14 protein-coding genes are annotated in these 20,296 nt (G+C 58.4%); 11 read left to right on the forward strand and 3 right to left on the reverse strand.

Annotated features, from left to right (window positions below):
- Nucleotides 1–125 precede the first annotated feature (125 nt).
- A complete protein-coding gene (locus LKD23_RS02095; protein WP_227620142.1) occupies nt 126–878 on the reverse strand; it encodes a DapH/DapD/GlmU-related protein in 753 nt (250 codons plus the stop codon).
- 128 nt (nt 879–1,006) lie between these two features.
- Here LKD23_RS02095 and LKD23_RS02100 point away from each other — a divergent pair, with 128 nt between their 5' ends.
- The 3 genes from LKD23_RS02100 to LKD23_RS02110 all read left to right on the forward strand — a co-directional run bounded on the left by LKD23_RS02100 (nt 1,007) and on the right by LKD23_RS02110 (nt 6,041).
- On the forward strand, nt 1,007–1,246 hold the full coding sequence (locus tag LKD23_RS02100) for a hypothetical protein (RefSeq protein ID WP_227620143.1): 240 nt from the start codon (nt 1,007–1,009) through the stop codon (nt 1,244–1,246).
- A gap of 49 nt (nt 1,247–1,295) precedes the next feature.
- Nucleotides 1,296–3,962, forward strand: a complete 2,667-nt coding sequence (gene ppdK, locus LKD23_RS02105) for a pyruvate, phosphate dikinase (protein WP_227620144.1) — start codon at nt 1,296–1,298, stop codon at nt 3,960–3,962.
- A gap of 501 nt (nt 3,963–4,463) precedes the next feature.
- Nucleotides 4,464–6,041: a C69 family dipeptidase gene (locus tag LKD23_RS02110; RefSeq protein ID WP_227620145.1), complete on the forward strand. Its 1,578-nt coding sequence runs from the start codon at nt 4,464–4,466 to the stop codon at nt 6,039–6,041.
- Between the two features lie 143 nt (nt 6,042–6,184).
- Here LKD23_RS02110 and LKD23_RS02115 read toward each other — a convergent pair whose 3' ends face one another.
- Both LKD23_RS02115 and LKD23_RS02120 read right to left on the reverse strand, forming a co-directional pair.
- Complete coding sequence (locus tag LKD23_RS02115) at nt 6,185–7,696, reverse strand: xylulokinase (RefSeq protein WP_227620146.1); 1,512 nt, start codon at nt 7,694–7,696, stop codon at nt 6,185–6,187.
- Between the two features lie 25 nt (nt 7,697–7,721).
- Complete coding sequence (locus LKD23_RS02120; RefSeq protein ID WP_227620147.1) at nt 7,722–8,360, reverse strand: class II aldolase/adducin family protein; 639 nt, start codon at nt 8,358–8,360, stop codon at nt 7,722–7,724.
- Nucleotides 8,361–8,738: 378 nt separating this feature from the next.
- Here LKD23_RS02120 and LKD23_RS02125 point away from each other — a divergent pair, with 378 nt between their 5' ends.
- The 8 genes from LKD23_RS02125 to LKD23_RS02160 all read left to right on the forward strand — a co-directional run bounded on the left by LKD23_RS02125 (nt 8,739) and on the right by LKD23_RS02160 (nt 20,265).
- Entirely contained in the window at nt 8,739–9,503 is a 765-nt protein-coding gene (locus tag LKD23_RS02125; protein ID WP_227620148.1) for a GntR family transcriptional regulator, read from the forward strand.
- A 197-nt stretch (nt 9,504–9,700) separates the two neighbouring features.
- On the forward strand, nt 9,701–10,756 hold the full coding sequence (locus tag LKD23_RS02130; protein WP_227620149.1) for a substrate-binding domain-containing protein: 1,056 nt from the start codon (nt 9,701–9,703) through the stop codon (nt 10,754–10,756).
- A 44-nt stretch (nt 10,757–10,800) separates the two neighbouring features.
- Nucleotides 10,801–11,310 carry a TRAP transporter small permease gene (locus tag LKD23_RS02135; RefSeq protein WP_227620150.1) on the forward strand — a complete coding sequence of 170 codons (510 nt, stop codon included), beginning with the start codon at nt 10,801–10,803 and terminating at the stop codon, nt 11,308–11,310.
- Nucleotides 11,307–12,599 carry a TRAP transporter large permease gene (locus LKD23_RS02140; protein ID WP_227620151.1) on the forward strand — a complete coding sequence of 431 codons (1,293 nt, stop codon included), beginning with the start codon at nt 11,307–11,309 and terminating at the stop codon, nt 12,597–12,599. The genes LKD23_RS02135 and LKD23_RS02140 overlap by 4 nt, the downstream gene beginning before the upstream one ends.
- Nucleotides 12,600–12,852: 253 nt before the next feature.
- Complete coding sequence (locus LKD23_RS02145) at nt 12,853–13,563, forward strand: LytR/AlgR family response regulator transcription factor (RefSeq protein ID WP_227620152.1); 711 nt, start codon at nt 12,853–12,855, stop codon at nt 13,561–13,563.
- Nucleotides 13,560–14,864: a GHKL domain-containing protein gene (locus LKD23_RS12945; protein WP_227620153.1), complete on the forward strand. Its 1,305-nt coding sequence runs from the start codon at nt 13,560–13,562 to the stop codon at nt 14,862–14,864. The genes LKD23_RS02145 and LKD23_RS12945 overlap by 4 nt, the downstream gene beginning before the upstream one ends.
- 424 nt (nt 14,865–15,288) lie before the next feature.
- The gene (locus LKD23_RS02155) at nt 15,289–17,208 is read left to right on the forward strand and encodes a glycoside hydrolase family 2 protein (RefSeq protein WP_227620154.1); all 1,920 of its coding nucleotides are present in this window, start codon (nt 15,289–15,291) and stop codon (nt 17,206–17,208) included.
- Nucleotides 17,209–17,271: 63 nt separating this feature from the next.
- Entirely contained in the window at nt 17,272–20,265 is a 2,994-nt protein-coding gene (locus LKD23_RS02160; protein WP_227620155.1) for a glycoside hydrolase family 3 protein, read from the forward strand.
- Nucleotides 20,266–20,296: the final 31 nt, after the last annotated feature.

Raw genomic sequence — 20,296 nt, forward strand, 5'->3', positions numbered from 1 at the left:
TGCCTTTTTGTGTCTGAGCTGTTTTTCGAACAGTATATTATTATAACATACGCGCGCGCAAAAAGATACACAAAAAGCGCAAAAAAGCCGCCGTGCGGGCGACACGGCGGCGTGGGGAGCGGGGGTCAGCCCTGCTCCTGTTCCAGTTTCTGCTTTTTTGCAATGTACGCTTCCATCTTCGGCTCGGCCCAGCCGTCGAGGTTGGTCTGGCGCTCGCGGGCGATGCCAAGTGCCTGCGGGGGCACGTCTTTGGTGATGGTGCTGCCGGCGGCGGTGTAGGCTCCGTCGCCGATGGTGACGGGGGCCACGAGGTTGGTGTTGCAGCCGATGAAGCAGTAGTCGCCAATGGTCGTGCGGAACTTATCCTTGCCGTCGTAGTTGCAGGTGACGGTGCCGCAGCCGAAGTTGCAGTATTTGCCCACATCGCTGTCGCCGATGTAGGTCAGGTGGCTGACGGTATTGCCCCGGGCGAAGCTGGAGTTCTTCGTCTCGACATAAGCGCCCAGATGCACGCCGTAGCCGGTGACGGTGTTGATGCGGACATGGGTAAAGGGGCCGATGTTGTTGTGGGGGCCGAGATGGCTGCTGTAGACCTGACTTGCGTTGACGGAGGTGCCCTCGTCCACGGTGCTGTCCTCGATGAGGGTGTTGGGGCCGATGACGCAGCCTGCGCCGATGACCGTCCGGCCCTTCAGGATGGTGCCCGCGAGGATGACAGCGCCCGGGGCGATGACGACCTCGGGGTCGATCTCGACACTGCGGCTGCGGATGTCCACGCCGTTTGCGATGTGGCGCAGCAGCACCTCTTCACGCTGTGCCTCGGCGGCGTCGAGCTTGGCCTTTGCGGCGGCCAGTGCGGATGCATCGATATTCTGCATAAGGAAAAACCTCCTCCAACTCTGCCTTTCGCAGAAGCCAAACAGACTGCGACGGCCTCTGCGGAAGAGGGATTGTTGTATCCAAGATAAAAGAAACTCGAAAAGAAGAAAGACAAACAAAAGGGGCAATGAGTTTAATGGATAGAAAGTTGTATCCAACTGCCCAAAAGTGGCGTCAAAACTCGAAAATCCTCTTCAAATCTTTCCCATTTTATATTACCGAAAAAGAGAGTAAAATGCAAGAGTTTGCACAAAAAATATCAAACAAATTCGGTGATTTGCCCGATGGAATGGGCGCGAAATTCTGGTATAATAGTTTAGCATTCACAGAGAAATGTTTATCGTATGACAAGACAGAGCATCGATAAGACCGCCGGAGCATCGCGCCGGGGGCCATCATTTGGGAGGTAAACACGCATGAGCAAAAAGTATCTGTACTACTTCAGCGAAGGCAACGATGCCTTTGGCGGCGACAAGGTCACCATGAAGAACATTCTGGGCGGCAAGGGCGCTGGTCTGGCTGAGATGACTGCAGCCGGTATGCCGGTCCCGCAGGGCTTCACCATCACCACGGAAGCCTGCACCCAGTACTACGCAGACGGCCGTCAGATCAACGACGAGATCACCGCTGACATCTTCGAGCACGTCAAGGGCCTCGAGAAGATCACCGGCAAGACCTTCGGCGATAACGAGAACCCGCTGCTGGTCTCCGTCCGCTCCGGCGCACGTCAGTCCATGCCCGGCATGATGGACACCATCCTGAACCTTGGCCTGAACGACGAGGCAGTCGAGGGTCTGGCCAAGAAGACCAACAACGCCCGTTTCGCATACGACTGCTACCGCCGCTTCGTGCAGATGTTCGCCGACGTCGTCATGATGGTCCCGAAGAGCCTGTTCGAGGTCGAGATCGATAAGATGAAGGAAGCCAAGGGCGTCAAGAACGACGTTGACCTGACTGCCGAGGACCTGAAGGAGCTGGTCGGCACCTTCAAGAAGATCTACGAGGACAACGAGGGCAGACCCTTCCCGCAGGATCCCAAGGATCAGCTGATCGAGGCCGTCAAGGCTGTCTTCCGCAGCTGGGACAACCCCCGTGCAAACGTCTACCGTAAGATGAACGAGATCCCCTACGAGTGGGGCACCGCTGTCAACGTCCAGCAGATGGCCTTCGGCAACTCCGGCGACCGCTCCGGCACCGGCGTCGCATTCACCCGTGACCCCGCCACCGGCGCAAAGAAGCTGATGGGCGAGTATCTGATCAATGCACAGGGCGAGGACGTCGTTGCTGGTGTCCGCACTCCGTCCCCCATCAGCCACCTGCACGAGCAGATGCCTGAGGTGTACGATCAGTTCGTTGAGATCGCAACCCGTCTGGAGAACTACTTCCGCGATATGCAGGATATGGAGTTCACCATCGAGGACGGCCACCTGTATATGCTGCAGACCCGTAACGGCAAGCGTACCGCTCAGGCTGCCCTGCAGATCGCCTGCGATCTGGTGGACGAGGGCATGATCACCGAGCAGGAGGCTGTCCTGCGCGTTGAGCCCAAGCAGCTGGATACCCTGCTGCATCCCCAGTTCGATGCTGCTGCTCTGAAGGCTGCCGAGGTCGTCGGCAAGGGTCTGGCAGCTTCTCCCGGTTCTGCCTGCGGCCAGATCGTCTTCACCGCCGAGGAGGCTGAGGAGATGGTCAAGTCCGGCAAGATGAAGAAGGTCGTTCTGGTCCGTCTGGAGACCTCTCCTGAGGACATCGTCGGTATGCAGGTGTCTCAGGGCATCCTGACCGTCCGCGGCGGCATGACCAGCCACGCAGCCGTTGTTGCCCGTGGTATGGGCACCTGCTGTGTCTCCGGCTGCGGCAACGACAACGAGGTGAAGATCGACGAAGAGGCTAAGACCTTCGAGATCAACGGCCACAAGTTCGTCGAGGGCGACTGGATCTCCATCGACGGCTCCACCGGTAACATCTACGGCGAGCAGGTCGCAACCGTCGCCGCTACCGGCAACAAGAACTTCAACCGCTTTATGGGCTGGGCAGACGCTGCTCGTCAGCTGCTGGTCATGACCAATGCGGATAACCCGCGCGACGCACAGCAGGCAGTGGATCTGGGTGCTGAGGGCATCGGCCTGTGCCGTACCGAGCATATGTTCTTCGCAGAGGACCGCATCAAGGCTGTCCGCGAGATGATCTGCGCCCGTACTGTGGAGGAGCGCGAGACTGCTCTGGCCAAGGTCGAGCCGTTCCAGCAGAGCGACTTCGAGGCGATGTACCGCATCATGGGTGAGCGCCCGATGACCATCCGTTATCTGGATCCGCCTCTCCACGAGTTCCTGCCCACCAAGGACGAGGACATCAAGGAGCTGGCTGCCGATATGGGCATGACCTTCGATGACCTGAAGAATGTCGTTGCTTCTCTGCACGAGTTCAACCCCATGATGGGCCATCGCGGCTGCCGTCTGGCTGTCACCTACCCCGAGATCGCAGCAATGCAGACCCGCGCTGTCATCAAGGCAGCTCTGAACGTCTCTGCTGAGACCGGCTACGTCATCACCCCGCACATCATGATCCCGCTGGTCGGCGAGGTCAAGGAGCTGAAGTTCGTCAAGGACGTTGTCGTCAAGGTCGCTGACGAGCTGATCGCTGCCTCCGGTGTTGACATGAAGTATCTGGTCGGTACCATGATCGAGATCCCCCGTGCAGCTCTGACTGCCGGTGATATCGCCAAGGAGGCTGAGTTCTTCAGCTTCGGCACCAACGACCTGACCCAGATGACCTTCGGCTTCAGCCGTGACGATGCTGCAAAGTTCCTCGGCGCTTACTACGAGAACAAGATCTACGAGAGCGATCCGTTCCAGCATCTGGATCAGGTCGGCGTCGGCAAGCTGATCAAGATGGCTGCCCACGATGGCCGTGAGACCCGTGCTGATCTGGGTCTGGGCATCTGCGGCGAGCACGGCGGCGATCCCTCCAGCGTCGAGTTCTGCCACAATGTTGGTCTGGACTACGTCAGCTGCTCTCCCTTCCGTGTGCCTATCGCACGTCTGGCTGCTGCGCAGGCTGCGATCAAGAACCCCCGCAAGTGATTGCGTGAGGCGCTGAGAGCATAAGGCTCAATAAAATATTATAAACGCCCCGGTTTCCGCAACAGGAAGCCGGGGCGTTTTTGCACAAAAAAGAAGGCACGATTTTGGGGCTTTGACGAATTTGTGCCGGGCCATTGACAGCAGAAGGACAGAGGCGTATTTTTGGTGCAGTAAGCGGGACAGAGGATAGTGAAGCTGCCGCTTTTTTGCCCTGCAAAGGTGCTTCTGATTGGATGGGGCCTGACCCGACTTTTCCCCGCATATGCGGGGGTATTTCTGGTTCCAGCAGAACGCCGTCGGTCTTGCGGGGCGGTCGTGCATCCGAGTATCGGCAGACCCGGCGGGTCAGATCTGATTCATAACCAGTATTATGCATATATTCTAGTAAATGCGAATAAAAGCTAAGAAAATGCGAATATATACTTGCATTTTTCGCGCAAAAGGTGTATTATCCCTCTATCGACGTCATACGCCGACAATAAACGAGAGAGGGATTGGAACATGATGTCTTTTAAGAAAATCGCTGCGGCGGTCATGGCGGCTGCCATGACGCTGGCCGTAGTGCCTTCGGCTTTTGCCTGCACGGCGCTTTACGTCGGCAGTGACCTCACGGAGGACGGCACGACGATGTTCGGCCGCATCGAGGATCTGGGAACCAACGACAACAACAAGCTGTTCTATGTCAGCGCAGCCGGGAATCACAAGGCAGGCGAGGTCTACGATGGCTGCTACGGCTTCACCTACACCTTCACCCACGACAGCTACAGCTACACCGCGCGCCGTGACGACAATACCTCGGGCGTCTGCCCGGACTGTGACGGCACCCACGACCACACGCCGTATGAGGAGGCTGGCACCAACGAGAAGGGCGTCATGGTCTCTGCCACCGAGTCGCTGTACGGCAAGGACGCTGCCCTTGCGGTTGACCCCTATGTGGACGACGGCATCGAGGAGGCCGAGATCACCACGGTCCTGCTCAGCGAGGCAGGCACGGCCCGCGAAGGCGTCGCCCTGCTGACATCCATCTATGAAAACGCCGGTGCAGCCGGTGGTTCCGGCATTTTCATCGGCGACCAGAATGAGACGTGGTTCGTCGAGAACCTGACGGGCCACACCTACGTCGCCCTCAAGCTTCCGGACAGCGTCGTGTTTATGCAGCCGAACGTCTCGGCCATCGGCAAGATCGACCTCGACGACACGGATAACGTCATCGCATCGGCAGATGCCATCTCCGTCGCACAGGAGGCCGGGACTTTCGTGGGCGATGCAGCGGCGAACGTCATCGACTGGAACGCCTCCTATAACAACGAGGACAACGCCCGGATGCCGGCCGGCCTGAACTATCTGAACGGCGTCGATACCTACACCGAGGACAACTACACCGAAGCAGACTACGCGATGAGCAACATCGGAGGAGACGGCGGCATCGTCCCGCTCTACTCCAACATCAAGCTGACCAAGAAATTCGGCGTCGAAGACGCGCTCAACTTCTTTAAGGTCGAACCCATCGGCAAGACCAACAACGTCGAGACCCACCTGTTTCAGGTCAGCTCCACCGGCGAGCTGGATACTGCCATCGTCGAGTGGACGGCCTTTGACGACGACGTGTACAACGCCTTCGTCCCGTACTATCCGCTGCTGACCACCGACACGGCAGATGTATACAAGTACTCTCCCGCGAAGGTCGTCCGCTCGGACGAGCAGCCCACCGAGGGCGTCTGGTACAAGGACCAGAAGGGCAGATACTACACCTACCCGGAGGACTGGACCAAGTCCTTCTACGGCGCACGGGATGCCCTGTCGAACCTGCTGACCTACGGCGATGTCTCCGAGAAGGACAAGGCTGCGGCCAAGGCAGACTATGCCGCCCTCCAGAAGGACATCATGGAGGAGTTTGCAGAGATGAAGGCTGCTGTCGCTGCTGCCGATACGAAGGAAGCAAAGCAGGCTGCCGCCACCACTGCAAGCAACAAGATGAGCGAGAAGGTCTACGAAAAGACCGTCAAAATGCACAATAAGCTTCAGAAGAAGCAGGAGGCCCGCGCATGGTTCGGGTCTCTGCTGAATAAAAACTCTTAAACTGAATCAGAATCGACTCCCCGGGAAGCGGAACAGCTCCCCCGGGGAGTCCTTTTTGTACAAAGAAATACCCCGGCCATCCTGCATCTGCGCAGAAAGCCGGGGCAAGGAGAAAAGGGAGAATGAAAAATGAAGAAGGTAACTTAGAATAGCGTTTTCGTGTTCTGATAAACAGCCTTATACTTCTGATAGGCCTTATCATAGACCGATGCCGCCGCAGAATCGGGGTAGAGGACTTCGCTCTCAGCGGCTAGCTTCTTACCGAAGTCGCGGGTGACGTCGGTAAGGCCGACGCTCTCGGCGGCGATGATAAAATCGCCCAGAGTTTCCGTCTCACCGCTCTTGAGGCGGACGATGGGACGGTTCAGCACGTCGGCGAAAATTTGACACCAGACGCGGCTGTTGGCTGCGCCGCCGCCCAGAGGAATGGGGGAAATAGACTTCTTGGCAGCAGGCATAATTTCCATGCAGTCCCGCATAGAGAGTGCGACGCCCTCCATGATGGCGCGGACGAAAGCACCGTAATCGGTGGAAAGGCTCATGCCGAAGAAGACGCCCCGGGCGTCGGAGTCCCAGATGGGGGACTTTTCACCGGCCAGATAGGGAAGATAGACCAGACCGTTGCAGCCTGCGGGAACCTTCTCAGCCAGCGTGTTCATGTAATCGTAGACGGACAGGCCCGCAGCCTCGGCCTTCTGCTGGACGGCGTCGCCGAAGACATCACGGAACCAGCGCAGGGAGATGCCGGCGTTGTCGGTGGTCTGCAAAATGGTGTACAGGCCCTGATAGGGGCTGCGGCAGTTCAGCAGACGCTTATCGTAGATGGGCTCGCTGCCGATGTAGCAGATGCGGCCGCTGCTGCCGATGGTGAGGGCGACATCGCCCTCCTGCACAGCGCCTGCGCCCAATGTGGCCACTACGCTGTCCAGACAACCGGCAGACACCGGTGTACCGGCTTTTAATCCGGTGATGTGGGCAGCCTCCTCGGTGACGCCGCCCACGATGTCGCAGGGGTCGTAAGGGGTAGGCAGCAGCGAGAAGGGAATCTCCGCCTTTTTGGCGATCTCGCGGCTCCACTCGCCGGTGCGGATGTCGGACAGCGAGGTGAGGCTCATCCGGGGGCGGTTCATGGAGAACTTTCCGGTGAGCTTCTGGATGATGTAGCCGCTGGGCATCAGCATTTTATACGCCCGAGCCACCAACTCGGGGCGGTTGTCGATGAGCCAGCGCAGGGAGGGCAGACAGAACGAGCCCTTGTCCAGTTTGTTCGCCGTAACGCGGAGGACGAGATCCTCACCGACACGCTCACGCAGCCACGCCACCTGCGGGTCGGCGCGCTTGTCATGGTGGCCGATGGCGTTGTACACCGGCTCGCCTGCCTCGTCCACCAGCGTCATGGCGTTGGTGCAGCTCAGGCCGATGGAGGCGATGCGGCTGCTGTCGATGCCCTGCTGCTCAAAGCAGTTGTGCAGATTCGTCTGGACGGCGTTCCACCAGCGATGGGGATCCTGCTCGGTCCAGGACGGCTGAGGGTGTATCATGGAGTACTCCTGATAGGCGTGGGCGACAAGCTCACCCTTCAGGTCATAGATCGCACATTTCGTGCCGGTAGTGCCAATGTCGATGCCCAGCAGCAATGTTTCGTTTTGAGTCATATCCGTGGCTCTCCTCCTTTACCAATCAAAAGCGCAGTCCGTGGGAGGGCAGAGCATCCTGCTGTGCTTTCGTCATAGCGATGCCACGGTCACCCAGAAGCAGGAAAAGCTTCGCCTCGTCCTCAATCTCCTCGATGATGTTCAGCGCCTCCTCCATGCTGCGGCCCACGGCCAAAGGACCGTGATTTGCCAGAAGCACCGAGTTGCGCTCTGCGATGAGAGGGAAGACGTGGTCGCACAGTTCTACCGAACCGGGCGTCATATAAGGAAGGATGGGCAGCTCGCCCACGCGCATGCTGTAGCCGGGGGTATACACCGGGATAGCGCAGGAGGAGTCTGCATTCTTCATACAGGAAACGGCTACAGCATTGCTGCTGTGGACATGGACGAGGGCCGAGACGTCCGGGCGGGCGCGGTAGCAGGCCAGATGCATCCGCCACTCTTTCGACGGGATGCCACCGTTGGGGCAGGTGTAGCTTCCGTCCATCTGCAGCAGGACGAGGTCTTCTTCCTTTAAGGATTCCAAGCTCCGGCCGGAGGGGGTGATGAGTATGCCGTCGTCGCAGCGCAGGCTGATGTTGCCGCCGGAGCCGCTGACCAGCCCCTTGGCGTGGATGAGGTGGCAGGTATCAAGAAAAAGCTGTACAGAGCCAGTATGGTTCATAAAAGTAGCCTCTTTCTTTTTCGGTGCCCTTCTATACTATACCATAAAAGACGCGCCGCGCGCGAGTACAAGACAGAAAAGGCACAGGATAGGGCCGGACGGGAGGCCCGGCAATGAAACGTGAAATGGAAGCAAAAATTTTTAGGTAAATCCTGAATTGATTGTAGCAAGTTGCAGGACAAAACGCAAGCGGCAAAACGCTCAAAATGGTGGCCTTTCTCGAAGCGATTTGCACAAAACGACGCGAAGGAGGCCGTCGGATTGGCAATATCCACAAGAAATTTTCGATTTTCTTGTGAAAAAGACATCTTGTGCCACTGCGCGAAAGTGTGATATGATAAGGCCAGCAAAATCTTTAGGTAAATTTGGGGAAGTTTCATGAACACAGTACAGAACATCGAGTGCGTTACGGATCTCAGCCTGCTGGTCAATACCTCTTTAGTAGATGTGGTGGCAGACAAGATCCGGCAGAATATTTATACCGGCAAGTATGAGGCCGGCAAGAAGCTTATCGTCCGGGAACTGTCCGAGGAATTTGGTGTGAGCCATACGCCAGTGAAGGATGCATTGAACCGTCTCATCTCCGAGGGCTATGTGGAGGCGCTGCCCCGCCGTAGCATGGTGGTGCGTACCTACACGAACGCCGAACTGCTGGATGCGCTGGAAGCTCGCATGATGTGCGAGATTTTTTACGCAGATGCGATTATTGAGATGTCAAAAGGACACCCTGAGCTGGTGAAGGAGCTGAAGGAAGTGATGGCAACGACCCGCCGTTTGGTGGCGGAGCGCGGCGAACACTTCAACGCCGATTGGGTCGCAAATGAGGTGCGGTTTCATCGCTGCTATATGCTTTACTGCGGCAACGCCCGTGTGGTCAAAATGCACCAAGACCTTGGGACCAACCGCATCACATTTCTGGCCTATCTCGGTGTCAACCATACTCCGCTCAAGCTGAGTACACTGGAGTGCAACCTCATGGAGCATCAGGCCATCGTGGATGCTATCGCGGCTGCAGACTCTGCCCGCTTCATCAATGCAGTCACCCGCCACATCGCCCGCGCCACCGACGACTACGCCACCGATGACGAATGCCGTGCCAAGGCTGCCCGTATCAAGGCGCTGAAAGCAAAATACGAAGTTTGATACAGATTGATTTTTATTTTTGGATCAAATGCAGGAGACCTGAATAGAAAAGGGTCTTTTCGCTCTAATATTTACCTAAAAATTTAAAATTTTAGAGCGAGATATAGCCTGCGCGCAGCAAATACACTGAACCCGACCTGTTGAGAAAGACTCCGCAGGTTCAAAAAGGAATAAGAAAATTTAGGAGGACATCGATTATGAAAATCTCTCGCAGAAATTTCCTGAAGGTTCTTGGCTCTGCAACAATGGCAGGCGCTCTGGCAGCCTGCGGCGGTTCTTCTTCCACCAGCGCTGCTGTCTCCGGCGCAGCATCGACTGCCGCAGCGGCAGCTCCCGGCACTACTTATACGATGAATATCGGCTCGGTCATGAGTGCATCTCACCCCTCCATCGTCGCGCTGCAGAGCTTTGAAAAGGCTGTTGAGGAGCGCACTAACGGCGGCATTCAGGTCGAGATCTACACTGATAGCGCGTTGGGCGGTGAGAGCGACCTGATTGAGCAGGTGCGTGGCGGTTCCACAGAGGCCTGCATGCAGATGGGTGCTGCAAACTTCGAGGGCATCAACGCAGAGGTCAACGTGGCCCTGTTGCCCTTCCTGTTTACCAGTCTGGACAATGCTCGTAATGCATGGGGCGGCGATTTCGGCGCTCAGTTCGCCGAGAAGCTCATTGAGCCCATGGGATTCAAGGTCCTGTCCATCTGGGAGAGCGGCTACCGTCACATGACCAACAACACCCGCCCGCTGGAAAAGCCCGAGGATCTGAAGGGAATCAAGTTCCGCACCAACGAGAACAGCATGAAGGTCGCCATGTACGACGCACTGGACGCTTCCATCGTCATCATGGCCTTCTCTGATGTTTACACCGGCCTGCAGAACGGCACCATCGATGGTCAGGAGAACCCGCTGTCCAACATCTACTCTTCTTCTCTTCAGGACGTGCAGAAATACCTGTCCCTCACCGGCCACATGTATGACGCCGCTCCTTTCGTCTGCAATATGGACTGGTTCAACAGCCTGCCCACCGAGTATCAGGAAATCTTGATGGAAGAGGCCAAGAACGCCCGTGAGATCGATCTGGAAGAGAACGATGAAAACAAGTACCTCGACCTGCTGAAGGAAGCAGGCATGGAGGTCAACGAGGTCGATAAGGCCGCCTTCCAGGCCAAAATGGACGGCGTATGGGCCGATTACGCCTCTCAGTACGCCGACGGCCAGAGCTGGATCGACTTGGCCACCTCTTTTAATAAGTAAAGATAAGAGCCTGTCGGCCTCCGAGAGAAAGGAAGGAATAGACTTTGGCAAAGAAGCTTCTCGATACCATCAAATTCCTGCTGCGGCTCATCAGCTGCGTCTCCATCTGCCTGCTGGTGGTCATCGTGTTCATGCAGGTCATCAACCGCAACTTCTTTGACCACTCATTTACTTGGGTGGAGGAAGTGGCCAGCATGGCGATGGTTTTCATCACCTATCTGGGCGCGGCAATGGCTACCATCAACAACGGCAATACTCGCATCGATTTCTTTATCCGCAAGCTCCCGACCCCGGTGTATAACGCTTTCGAACTGCTCGACGACGTCATCTGCATCGTGTTCCTTGTCATCGTGTCCACCATTGCCTATAAGCAGATGCTGACCAGCTGGTCCATGCAGACCCCCGCCCTCCGTCTGCCTCAGGGTATCAATTATCTGGCCATCCTGCTGGGCTGCGTGCTGATGATCGTCTTCTATGTGGTTTGGGCCATTCTGCACCTGATGAAGCTGATGGGCAGGGATACCTCTAAGGAAGAGGAGGAATTGAATCGATGAATACTGGATTGATCCTGATGTTTGTTGCGCTGGCGGTCTGCCTCCTCATCGGCGTGCCGGTCGCATTCTCCATCGGCATCAGCTGCATGACTCTGCTCTGCGTCAACGGCGGCCCCTCGATGGACATTCTGCTGCAGCGCATGGTCAGCGGCGCAAAGAGCTTTAACATGCTGGCGATGCCCATGTTCATCTTTGCCGGTGCCTTGATGGTCTACGGCAGTACACCGCGATTGATAAAGCTGGCGAATATGCTGCTTCGTAAATTCCCCGGTGGTCTGGGTGCAACGGCTATGGCTGCCTGCGGCTTCTTCGGTGCCGTTTCCGGTTCCGGTGTCGCCTCTGCTGCCGCCATCGGCAAGATCATCGGCCCCTCCATGCTGGAGGAGGGGTATCCCAAGGGCCTGACGGCCGGCCTTATCGCAGCCGGCGGCACGATGGCCTGCATCATCCCGCCCAGCATCGTCATGGTGGTCTACGCCCAGTCGGCCAGCGTCTCCGTGGGCGATATGTTCCTCGGCGGCGTGGCCCCCGGCCTGTTGACCATCATCGCCCTCATCGCCCTGAATAGCTTCTTCGCTGTCCGTCGGCAGAAGAAGGAGAACAAGGACCCCCACGAGTACACCGTCAATGAGCGCATGAAGATCATTCTGGATGCTCTGCTGCCCCTGCTGATGCCCGTGGCCATTCTGGGCGGCGTCTTTTCCGGTCTGTGCACCGCTACCGAGGCCGCTGTCGTGGCTGTGGTCTACGCGCTGTTCCTCGCCGTGTTCGTCTACCGCGAGCTGACCCTGAAGGACTTCTTCAAGGTGTCTGCTGACGCTGTCGTTTCCACCGGCGTCATCATGCTCATCATCTCCGTCGCTTCTCCCTTCGGCTGGCTCATGTCCACTCAGAAGGTGCCCCAGATGTTTGCAAGCTGGCTGATGAGCATCACCGACTCCAAGTTCCTTATCCTCGCCTTCATCTTCCTGCTGCTGATGATCCTTGGTATGTTCATGGAGACGGTCTGCATCATCATCCTGACCACCCCCATCCTGTTGCCCATCGCGGTATCGGTCGGCCTGACTCCGCTCCACTTCGGCATCGCCCTGCTGATGACCCTGATGGTCGGCAGCCTGACCCCGCCGCTGTCGGTCAACCTGTTTACCTCCTGCCGTGTGCTGGGCATGAAGGTGGACGAGGCTTTTCCCGATACGCTGTACGTCATCGGCACGGTGGCACTCATGGCGATTCTGACCTTCACTATCCCTGGATTGGCGGAATTCCTGCCCGCTGTTCTGGGCGGCTAATAAAAACGCAGCTGCGCTACCATTGCATGACAAGCCCCCGGTCTCTGTTTTCAGAAGCCGGGGGCTTTTTGCGTCTTCTCCGTTGCATTTCGCCCGAAAGTATGTTTCAATAAAAAGTAGTGAATAGCAGTTTGCGTTTTGAATGCACAAGCAACATCCGCAAACTGCATATCGCAAATATGCCGTTTTGATAGGCACTGCTTTTGAAAATTGCGATAAAAATGAGTCAGAACGGGGAAAAGGAGGCTGCGGGATGCTGAAGATCGCGGTTGTCGAAGACCAGCAGGAGGTGCGGGATGAGCTGTGCCGGTTCATCCGGAAGTACGCCGCCGAAAACAGCCTGCAGGTGGAGGCCGTGCCCATCGAGGACGGGGCGGTCATCGCGGCCCATTACGAGCCGGGCTGGGACATCATCTTTATGGACGTGGAGATGCCAGGGCTGGACGGCTTCGGCGCGGCGGAAAAGATACGGGCCGTGGACGGGGATGCCGTGCTGGTGTTCGTGACCAACATGGCGCAGTACGCCATCAAGGGCTATGAGGTGGATGCGCTGGACTATGTGCTCAAGCCGGTGAACTACTACCAGTTCTGCACCAAGCTCTCCCGGGCCGTCCAGCGGGTGGAGCGCCGCCGGGGCGGGCAGGTCGTTTTGCAGCTGGCAGGCGGCGGAATGCAGGTGCTCTCCACCAACGACATCTATTATCTGGAGACCCGTGACCGGCTGCTCTGGTATCACACTGCAAAAGGGGAGTTTTCGGTCCGGGCCAGCCTCGCCAGCGCCGAAAAGCAGCTGGCACAGTACCATTTCTCCCGCTGCAACCAGTGCTATCTGGTCAACCTGCAATACGTCAAGGCCGTGGAGAACGACTTCGTCCACGTCAACACCGACCGCTTGGAGATCAGCCGCCGCCAGCGCGCGGCCTTCCTCACGGCGGTGGCGTCCTACATCGGAGGTGTGCTGTGAGCATCGTTTTCCACCATGTCATCTTCCGGGCGCTGTTGCGCTGGGGTGCGGCGCTGGCCTTCTGTCTGCCGCTCAAACACCGGCCCGGCTTCCGCCTCCGTGCACTGGGGATGCTGCTGCCGCTGATGGGCCTGACCTATGTGCTGGATCCTTCGGCCCAGAGCACCAACCTCCACGAGCTTCAATTCTCGCTGCTGGCGCTCTATGTGTCCTTCTTCGTCCTGCTGGGCATGATGATCTACGCCTGCGTCGAGATCGACCGGAAGGGGGCACTCTACTGCGCGGTGTGGAGCCTGCTCACCTCCCAGACGGCCTATGAGGGCTGGCGGCTGGCGGAGGTGTTCTTTGAGTGCCGCGGCACCCCCCTCGACATCGATGGGCTTCCGGTCCGGCTGGCCCAGCTCACCACAGGTGCGGTCTTTTATTTTGTCATCTGTAACGCCCTCTCCCGGAAGATGTCTTATAAAGGAGAGTACCACATCGGCCCGCGCCAGCTGACCAGCGCCTTTTTCATCGGCATCCTCTTCATGTTCCAAGCTGCGCTGCTGAGCAGCAGAGAGATGTTCGAGATGCCCGCCAGCCTTGCGGGCACGGTGCTCATCGGACAGTTCTACTTCCTGACCCTGCTCTACTTCCAGACCGAGGTGTTCAAGAAATCGGCCATGCAGAAGGAGATGGACACCCTCAACCTTTTATATGAGCGCCAGCGGGAGCAGTATCAGGTGGCGCGGCAGAACGTCCAGATCATCAACAAGCGCTGCCATGAGCTGAAGCTTCAGATCGCCGCCCTCCGCCAGATGTCGGGCGCGGCGTCCGACCCGCCCGACCCGGAGCTGAAGGCCCACATCGACGAGGCCGAGAAGGCGGCACAGCTCTACGACGCCAGCCGCAACACCGGCAACGAGGTGCTGGACGTGGTGCTCACCGAAAAATCGCTGCTCTGCGAATCCCGCCGCATCCAGCTCAATGCGGTGACGGACGGCAGCTGTCTGGGCTTTTTTGAAGCCAGCGACCTCTACGCCCTCTTTGCCAATATGCTCGACCACGCCATCGAGAGCGCCGTGCAGGTGCCCGAGCCGGAGCGCCGCTGCATCGACCTGCTGGTCTGCACCCGTCAGAGCTTCGTGGTGGTGAACGTCATCAGCCCCGACCGTCCGCCGGAGGCCGCTGACACCCGCGCCACCCACTACGCCGTCAAAGTGACGAACCGCATCGTCCAGAAATATAAAGGTACTCTGACCACCGAGAGCCAGAACGGCTTCTTTGCGGTGAAGATCATTTTTCCGACCATCCACTCGTAAAGGCTCTCCCTTTGGGAGAGCTGGCGAGCGAATGCGAGACTGAGAGGGCAAGGCCGCTGACCATGAGCATAGAGCGCAGCGATATGCTCTCCATCTGCGAAAGGCCCTGCTCATCGCTGTATGGAGACTCTTTTATAACAGGCTTGCCCTCTCCGTCAATGCAGGGCATTGACACCTCTCCCAAAGGGAGAGGCTTTTTTTGTTCTGCCGCAAAGTTTCGTGTTGAACTGTTGTATCCATCTATTTGTGAGAGATGCACAAATATATTAGTTTTGATTTGGCAGCGCAAAACCGAATATCCCCGCCATCCGACCGATTATCGCAACGCTCTTGCGAAAGAAAGAGTCTTTGATAAAATAATAGCGAAATCAAAAAACGACCGCACAACAGAGAAAACACCACGATACACACGGGAGGAAAACGAATGCGAAGCATTGCCAAGCTTATGCAGAACTGGCAGTTCACCGGGCCGGACGGCTCCACGGCAGCCGTCGTGCTGCCCCACACATGGAACGCGAAGGACGGTCAGGACGGCGGCAACGACTACTGGCGCGGCACCTGCACCTACAGCACCGCCTTCGCCGCCCCGGCGTTCGACGCGGCTTCGCAGCAGGTCTGGCTCCAGTTTGAGGGCGTCAACTCCAGCGCCAAGGTCCTGCTGAACGGCAGGACCATCTGCGCCCACGACGGCGGCTACTCCACCTTCCGTGTCCACATCTCTGAGCTGCTGGAAAAGGATAACCGTCTTACCGTCGAGGTGGACAACAGCATCAACGACCGCATCTACCCCCAGAAGGCTGACTTTACCTTCTACGGCGGCATCTACCGCGACGTCAGCCTGATGGTGGTCCCGAAAGACCACATCGCGCTGGGCCACTTCGGCGACACCGGCGTGAAGATCACCCCGGCCCTCAAGGACGGCAAGGCCGACATCCGGGTCGAGACCTTGGTCGAGGGCGAGGGCGTCCTCTCCGTTGAGCTGCTGGATGCGGCCGGAAACATTGTCGCCACCGCCGAGGGTGCAGACGCCAAGCTCCACCTCGAGACGCCCCACCTCTGGGACGGCGTGAAGGACCCCTACCTCTACACCTGCGTCGTCCGCCTGAGCCGGGACGGCAGGGTGGTGGATGAGGTGTCCACCCGCGTAGGCCTGCGCACCTTCTCGGTGGACGCCAAGAACGGCTTCTTCCTCAATGGCCGTCCCTACCCGCTCCACGGCGTCTCCCGCCATCAGGACCGCAAGGGCGTGGGCAACGCCATCACCCGCGCGATGCACGACGAGGATATGGCCCTCATCCGGGAGCTGGGTGCGAACACCGTCCGGCTGGCCCACTACCAGCACGACCAGTATTTCTACGACCTCTGTGACCAGTACGGCATGGTGGTCTGGGCGGAGATCCCCTATATTTCCGAGCATCTGCCCAATGGCCGTGCCAACACCATCAGCCAGATGAAAGAGCTGATCTGCCAGAACTACAACCACCCCTGCATCGTCTGCTGGGGCGTCTCCAATGAGATCACCATCTCCACCAAGGACAAGGCCGATATGCTCGACAATCACCGGGAGCTGAACGACCTGTGCCACAAGATGGACCCCACCCGCCTGACCACGCTGGCCTGCTATGCCATGTGCGGTCCCTTCAACCCAGTGGCCCACATCACCGACCTCGTCAGCTGGAACCTCTACCTCGGCTGGTATGTGCCGGGCCTGTTCCTGAACGACCTGTGGATGGACTTCTTCCATCTGGTCTACCCCAACCGTCCGCTGGGCTTCTCCGAGTACGGTGCCGAGGGTATGCCGAACCTCCACAGCGCGAAGCCCCGCCGCGGCGATCACACCGAGGAGTATCAGGCCGTCTACCACGAATATATGCTCCGCTGCTTCGACCGGCATAAGTGGATGTGGGCCACCCACGTCTGGAATATGTTCGACTTTGCAGCCGACGCCCGCGATCAGGGCGGTGAGCCGGGCATGAACCACAAGGGCCTCGTCACCTTCGACCGGAAGACCAAGAAGGACAGCTTCTACCTTTATAAAGCATGGTGGAGCGAAGAGAATTTCGTCCACATCTGCTCCAAGCGGTTCACTGACCGCACCGAGAGCGAGATCGAGGTCAAGGTCTACTCCAACCAGAAGTCCGTCGCCCTCTACTGCAACGGGAAGAAGCTCTCGGAGCAGACGGGCGAGCACGTCTTCCGGTTCCGTGTGCCGCTCACCGGCAGCATCGAGGTCAAGGCCGTGGCCGGGGACTGCATCGATACCGCGTCCTTCCGCCATGTGGACACCCCGAACCCCAGCTACAAGCTGGTCAAGACCAAATCCAAGAGCGCAAACTGGGTCTGATAATGTTCCGTGAAACATTCCGCCGGTTGGCGGTTGTTGTATAGAAAATAAGGAGGAGAATCCGTGAAAAACACCAAACCGAAAGTACGGCTGTGGTCTGTTCTCACCGGTCTGACGGCCATCCTGACCGTCGCTGCCATCGTGGGCAACATCATCGCAAACCAGTACGCTACCACCCTCAACGTCGCCCTGAATGCATCTACCTACAAGATCATCAAGGGCGAAACCACCGGAGATACCGAATACTTCAAGAAGGGCTTTGCTTCCGATGAGGAGCGTGAGGCTTACGAGGCCGAACTGTGCGCGACGGTCGAGGCCGAGGGCGCTGCCCTGCTGAAGAACGAGAACAACGCCCTGCCTCTGGCAAGCGGCGCTAAGGTCAGCCTGTTCGGCCACGGTTCCGTGGACCTGATGTACGGCGGCACCGGTTCCGGCTCGGTCGATACCAGCAAGGCCCCCAGCCTGAAGGATGCTCTGGAGGCTCAGGGCATCACCATCAACCAGACCCTGTGGGACCTGTACAAGTCCGACAGCATGATGAGCAAGTACAGCCGCATGACCCCTGCTTCCATCTCTGATACGCTGGAAGCCAACACCCAGTATGCGGTCAACGAGGCTCCCTGGAGCGCTCTGTCCAGCGCTGAGAGCAGCTTTGCCGAGTACGGCGACGCTGCCATCGTGGTCCTCTCCCGCTCCGGCGGCGAGGGCGCAGACCTCCCCAGCGGTGCCAACGGCACCAACGACAGCTGGATCTCCGGTCAGGAGGGCGACGGCAACTACCTCGCCCTGTCCGCTGAGGAGATCGAGCTGCTCCAGAACCTGAAGGCTCTGAAAGACAACGGCACCTTTAAGAACATCATCGTCCTGATCAACAGCTCCAACGCCATCGAGCTGGACTTCCTCAACCCCGCGATCTGCGGTGAGGACTACGGCATCGACGCTGCAATGTGGATCGGTGACGTGGGCCAGACCGGTATCAACGGCGTGGGCCAGCTGCTCTCCGGCGCTGTCACCCCCTCCGGCTCTCTGGTCGATACCTACCTGTACGACAACATGGCCAACCCCGCCATGTACAACTTCTACACCCAGGCTTACCCCAACGCAGCAGAGTACAACCTGCTGACCGAGGGTGCTGACGTGCAGGGCATGTACAGCGTCTATCAGGAAGGCATCTATCTGGGCTACCGCTACTTCGAGACCCGTTACGAGGACGTCGTCATGGGCACCGCCAAGGCCGGCGACTACAACTGGGCTACCACTGTTGCTTACCCCTTCGGCTACGGCGACAGCTACACCACCTTCGCATACTCCAACTTCAATGTGACCGAGTCTGACGATGCCTTCACCGTCACCCTGAAGGTCACCAACACCGGAAAGACCTTCTCCGGCAAGGAGACCGTCCAGATCTACTTCCAGTCTCCCTACACCGCTTACGACAAGGCCAACGGCATCGAGAAGGCCGCTGCAGAGCTGTGCGGCTTTGCAAAGACCGATGTGCTGGCTCCCGGCGCTTCGGAGGATGTGACCATCACTGTCCCGAAGAGCGAGCTGCGCACCTACGACGCAAACAACGCCAAGACCTACATCGTGGACGCCGGTGACTACTACTTCACTGCTGCCACCGACTCCCACAACGCAGTCAACAACATTCTGGCTGCCAAGGGCTACACCGTCGAGAACACCAACGGCCGCATGACCGAGAACGGCGACGAGTCTCTGGTCTGGAAGTGGACCAACGACACCCTCGACACCACCACCTTCGCCACCAGCGCAAACGGCACTGCCATCACCAACCTGTTTGACGAGTCCGACCCCAACAAGAGCAGCGACGCTCCCGGCAGTGTCACTTGGATGAGCCGCTCTGACTGGACCGGCACCTTCCCCACCGCTCCTGCACAGCTGACCGCCAACGAGCATCTGGCTGCAAGCCTCGCTTTCACCCAGTACGACGGCTCTGAGGCCAACAGCGTCGAGATGCCCACTCTGGGCGCAAAGAACGGCCTGACCCTCGCTTCCATGATCGGCAAGAGCTTCGACGATCCCGAGTGGGATACCCTGCTCGACCAGCTGACCTACAGCGAGATGGTCCAGACCATCACCCTCGGCTTCCACAACACCGCAGCTGCTGCCTCCATCGGCAAGACGGCCACCAAGGACGAGAACGGCCCGCAGGGTCTGACCGCTGCCCTGACCGGCGGTGCATCCGCAATGTGCTACACCTCCGAGGACGTCATGGCCGCAACTTTCAACACGGACCTCATCAACGAGGTCGGCCGCTGCATCGGCGAGGACTGCCTTGCAATGGGCTACTCCGGCCTGTACGGCCCCGGCATCAATATGCACCGCACCGCTTACTCCGGCCGTAACTTCGAGTACTACTCCGAGGATCCGTTCGTGGCCGGCACTATCTGCGCTGCTGAGGTGCAGGGCATCCAGTCCAAGGGCGTCTACGTCTACTTGAAGCACGTGGCCCTGAACGACTCCGAGACCAGCCGCCGCGGCGTCAACACCTGGCTCAACGAGCAGACCGCCCGTGAGATCTATCTGGAAGTCGCCGACAAGGCCATCACCGACGGTGGGGCTTGGTGTGTCATGACCGGCTTCAACCGCTGGGGCGCTACTTGGTGCGGCACGAACGCCAACCTGCTGACCGGCTACCTGCGCGGCGAGCTGGGGATGCGCGGCATGTGCATCACCGACTACTCCGGCTCCAGCCAGTACATGGATCTGGTGGACGGCCTGATCGCCGGCTCCGACATCTGGGACAGCCCGACGCCCAAGATCCACACCACCAAGGCTGCAAACTATGAGAACGATGCCTACATCGTCACTCAGATGCGCAACGCTATGCACCACATCCTCTACACCGTGGTCAACTCCAACGCCATGAACGGCTGGTCTTCCACCGATACCCTGAAGACCGTCACCCCGTGGTGGCAGACTGCCATCTATGCGCTCATCGCAGTGATGGCCGTCCTGACCATCCTGTGCGCATGGCAGCTGTCCAAGGCCAAGAAGGGTATGGTCGATACCGCTCCCGCAGCGAACCAGAAGTAATTCCCCCACAGAGTTCCGCAACTGTTAAGAC

It is taken from the genome of Faecalibacterium butyricigenerans, from assembly GCF_020687345.1.
Lineage (GTDB): Bacteria > Bacillota > Clostridia > Oscillospirales > Ruminococcaceae > Faecalibacterium > Faecalibacterium butyricigenerans.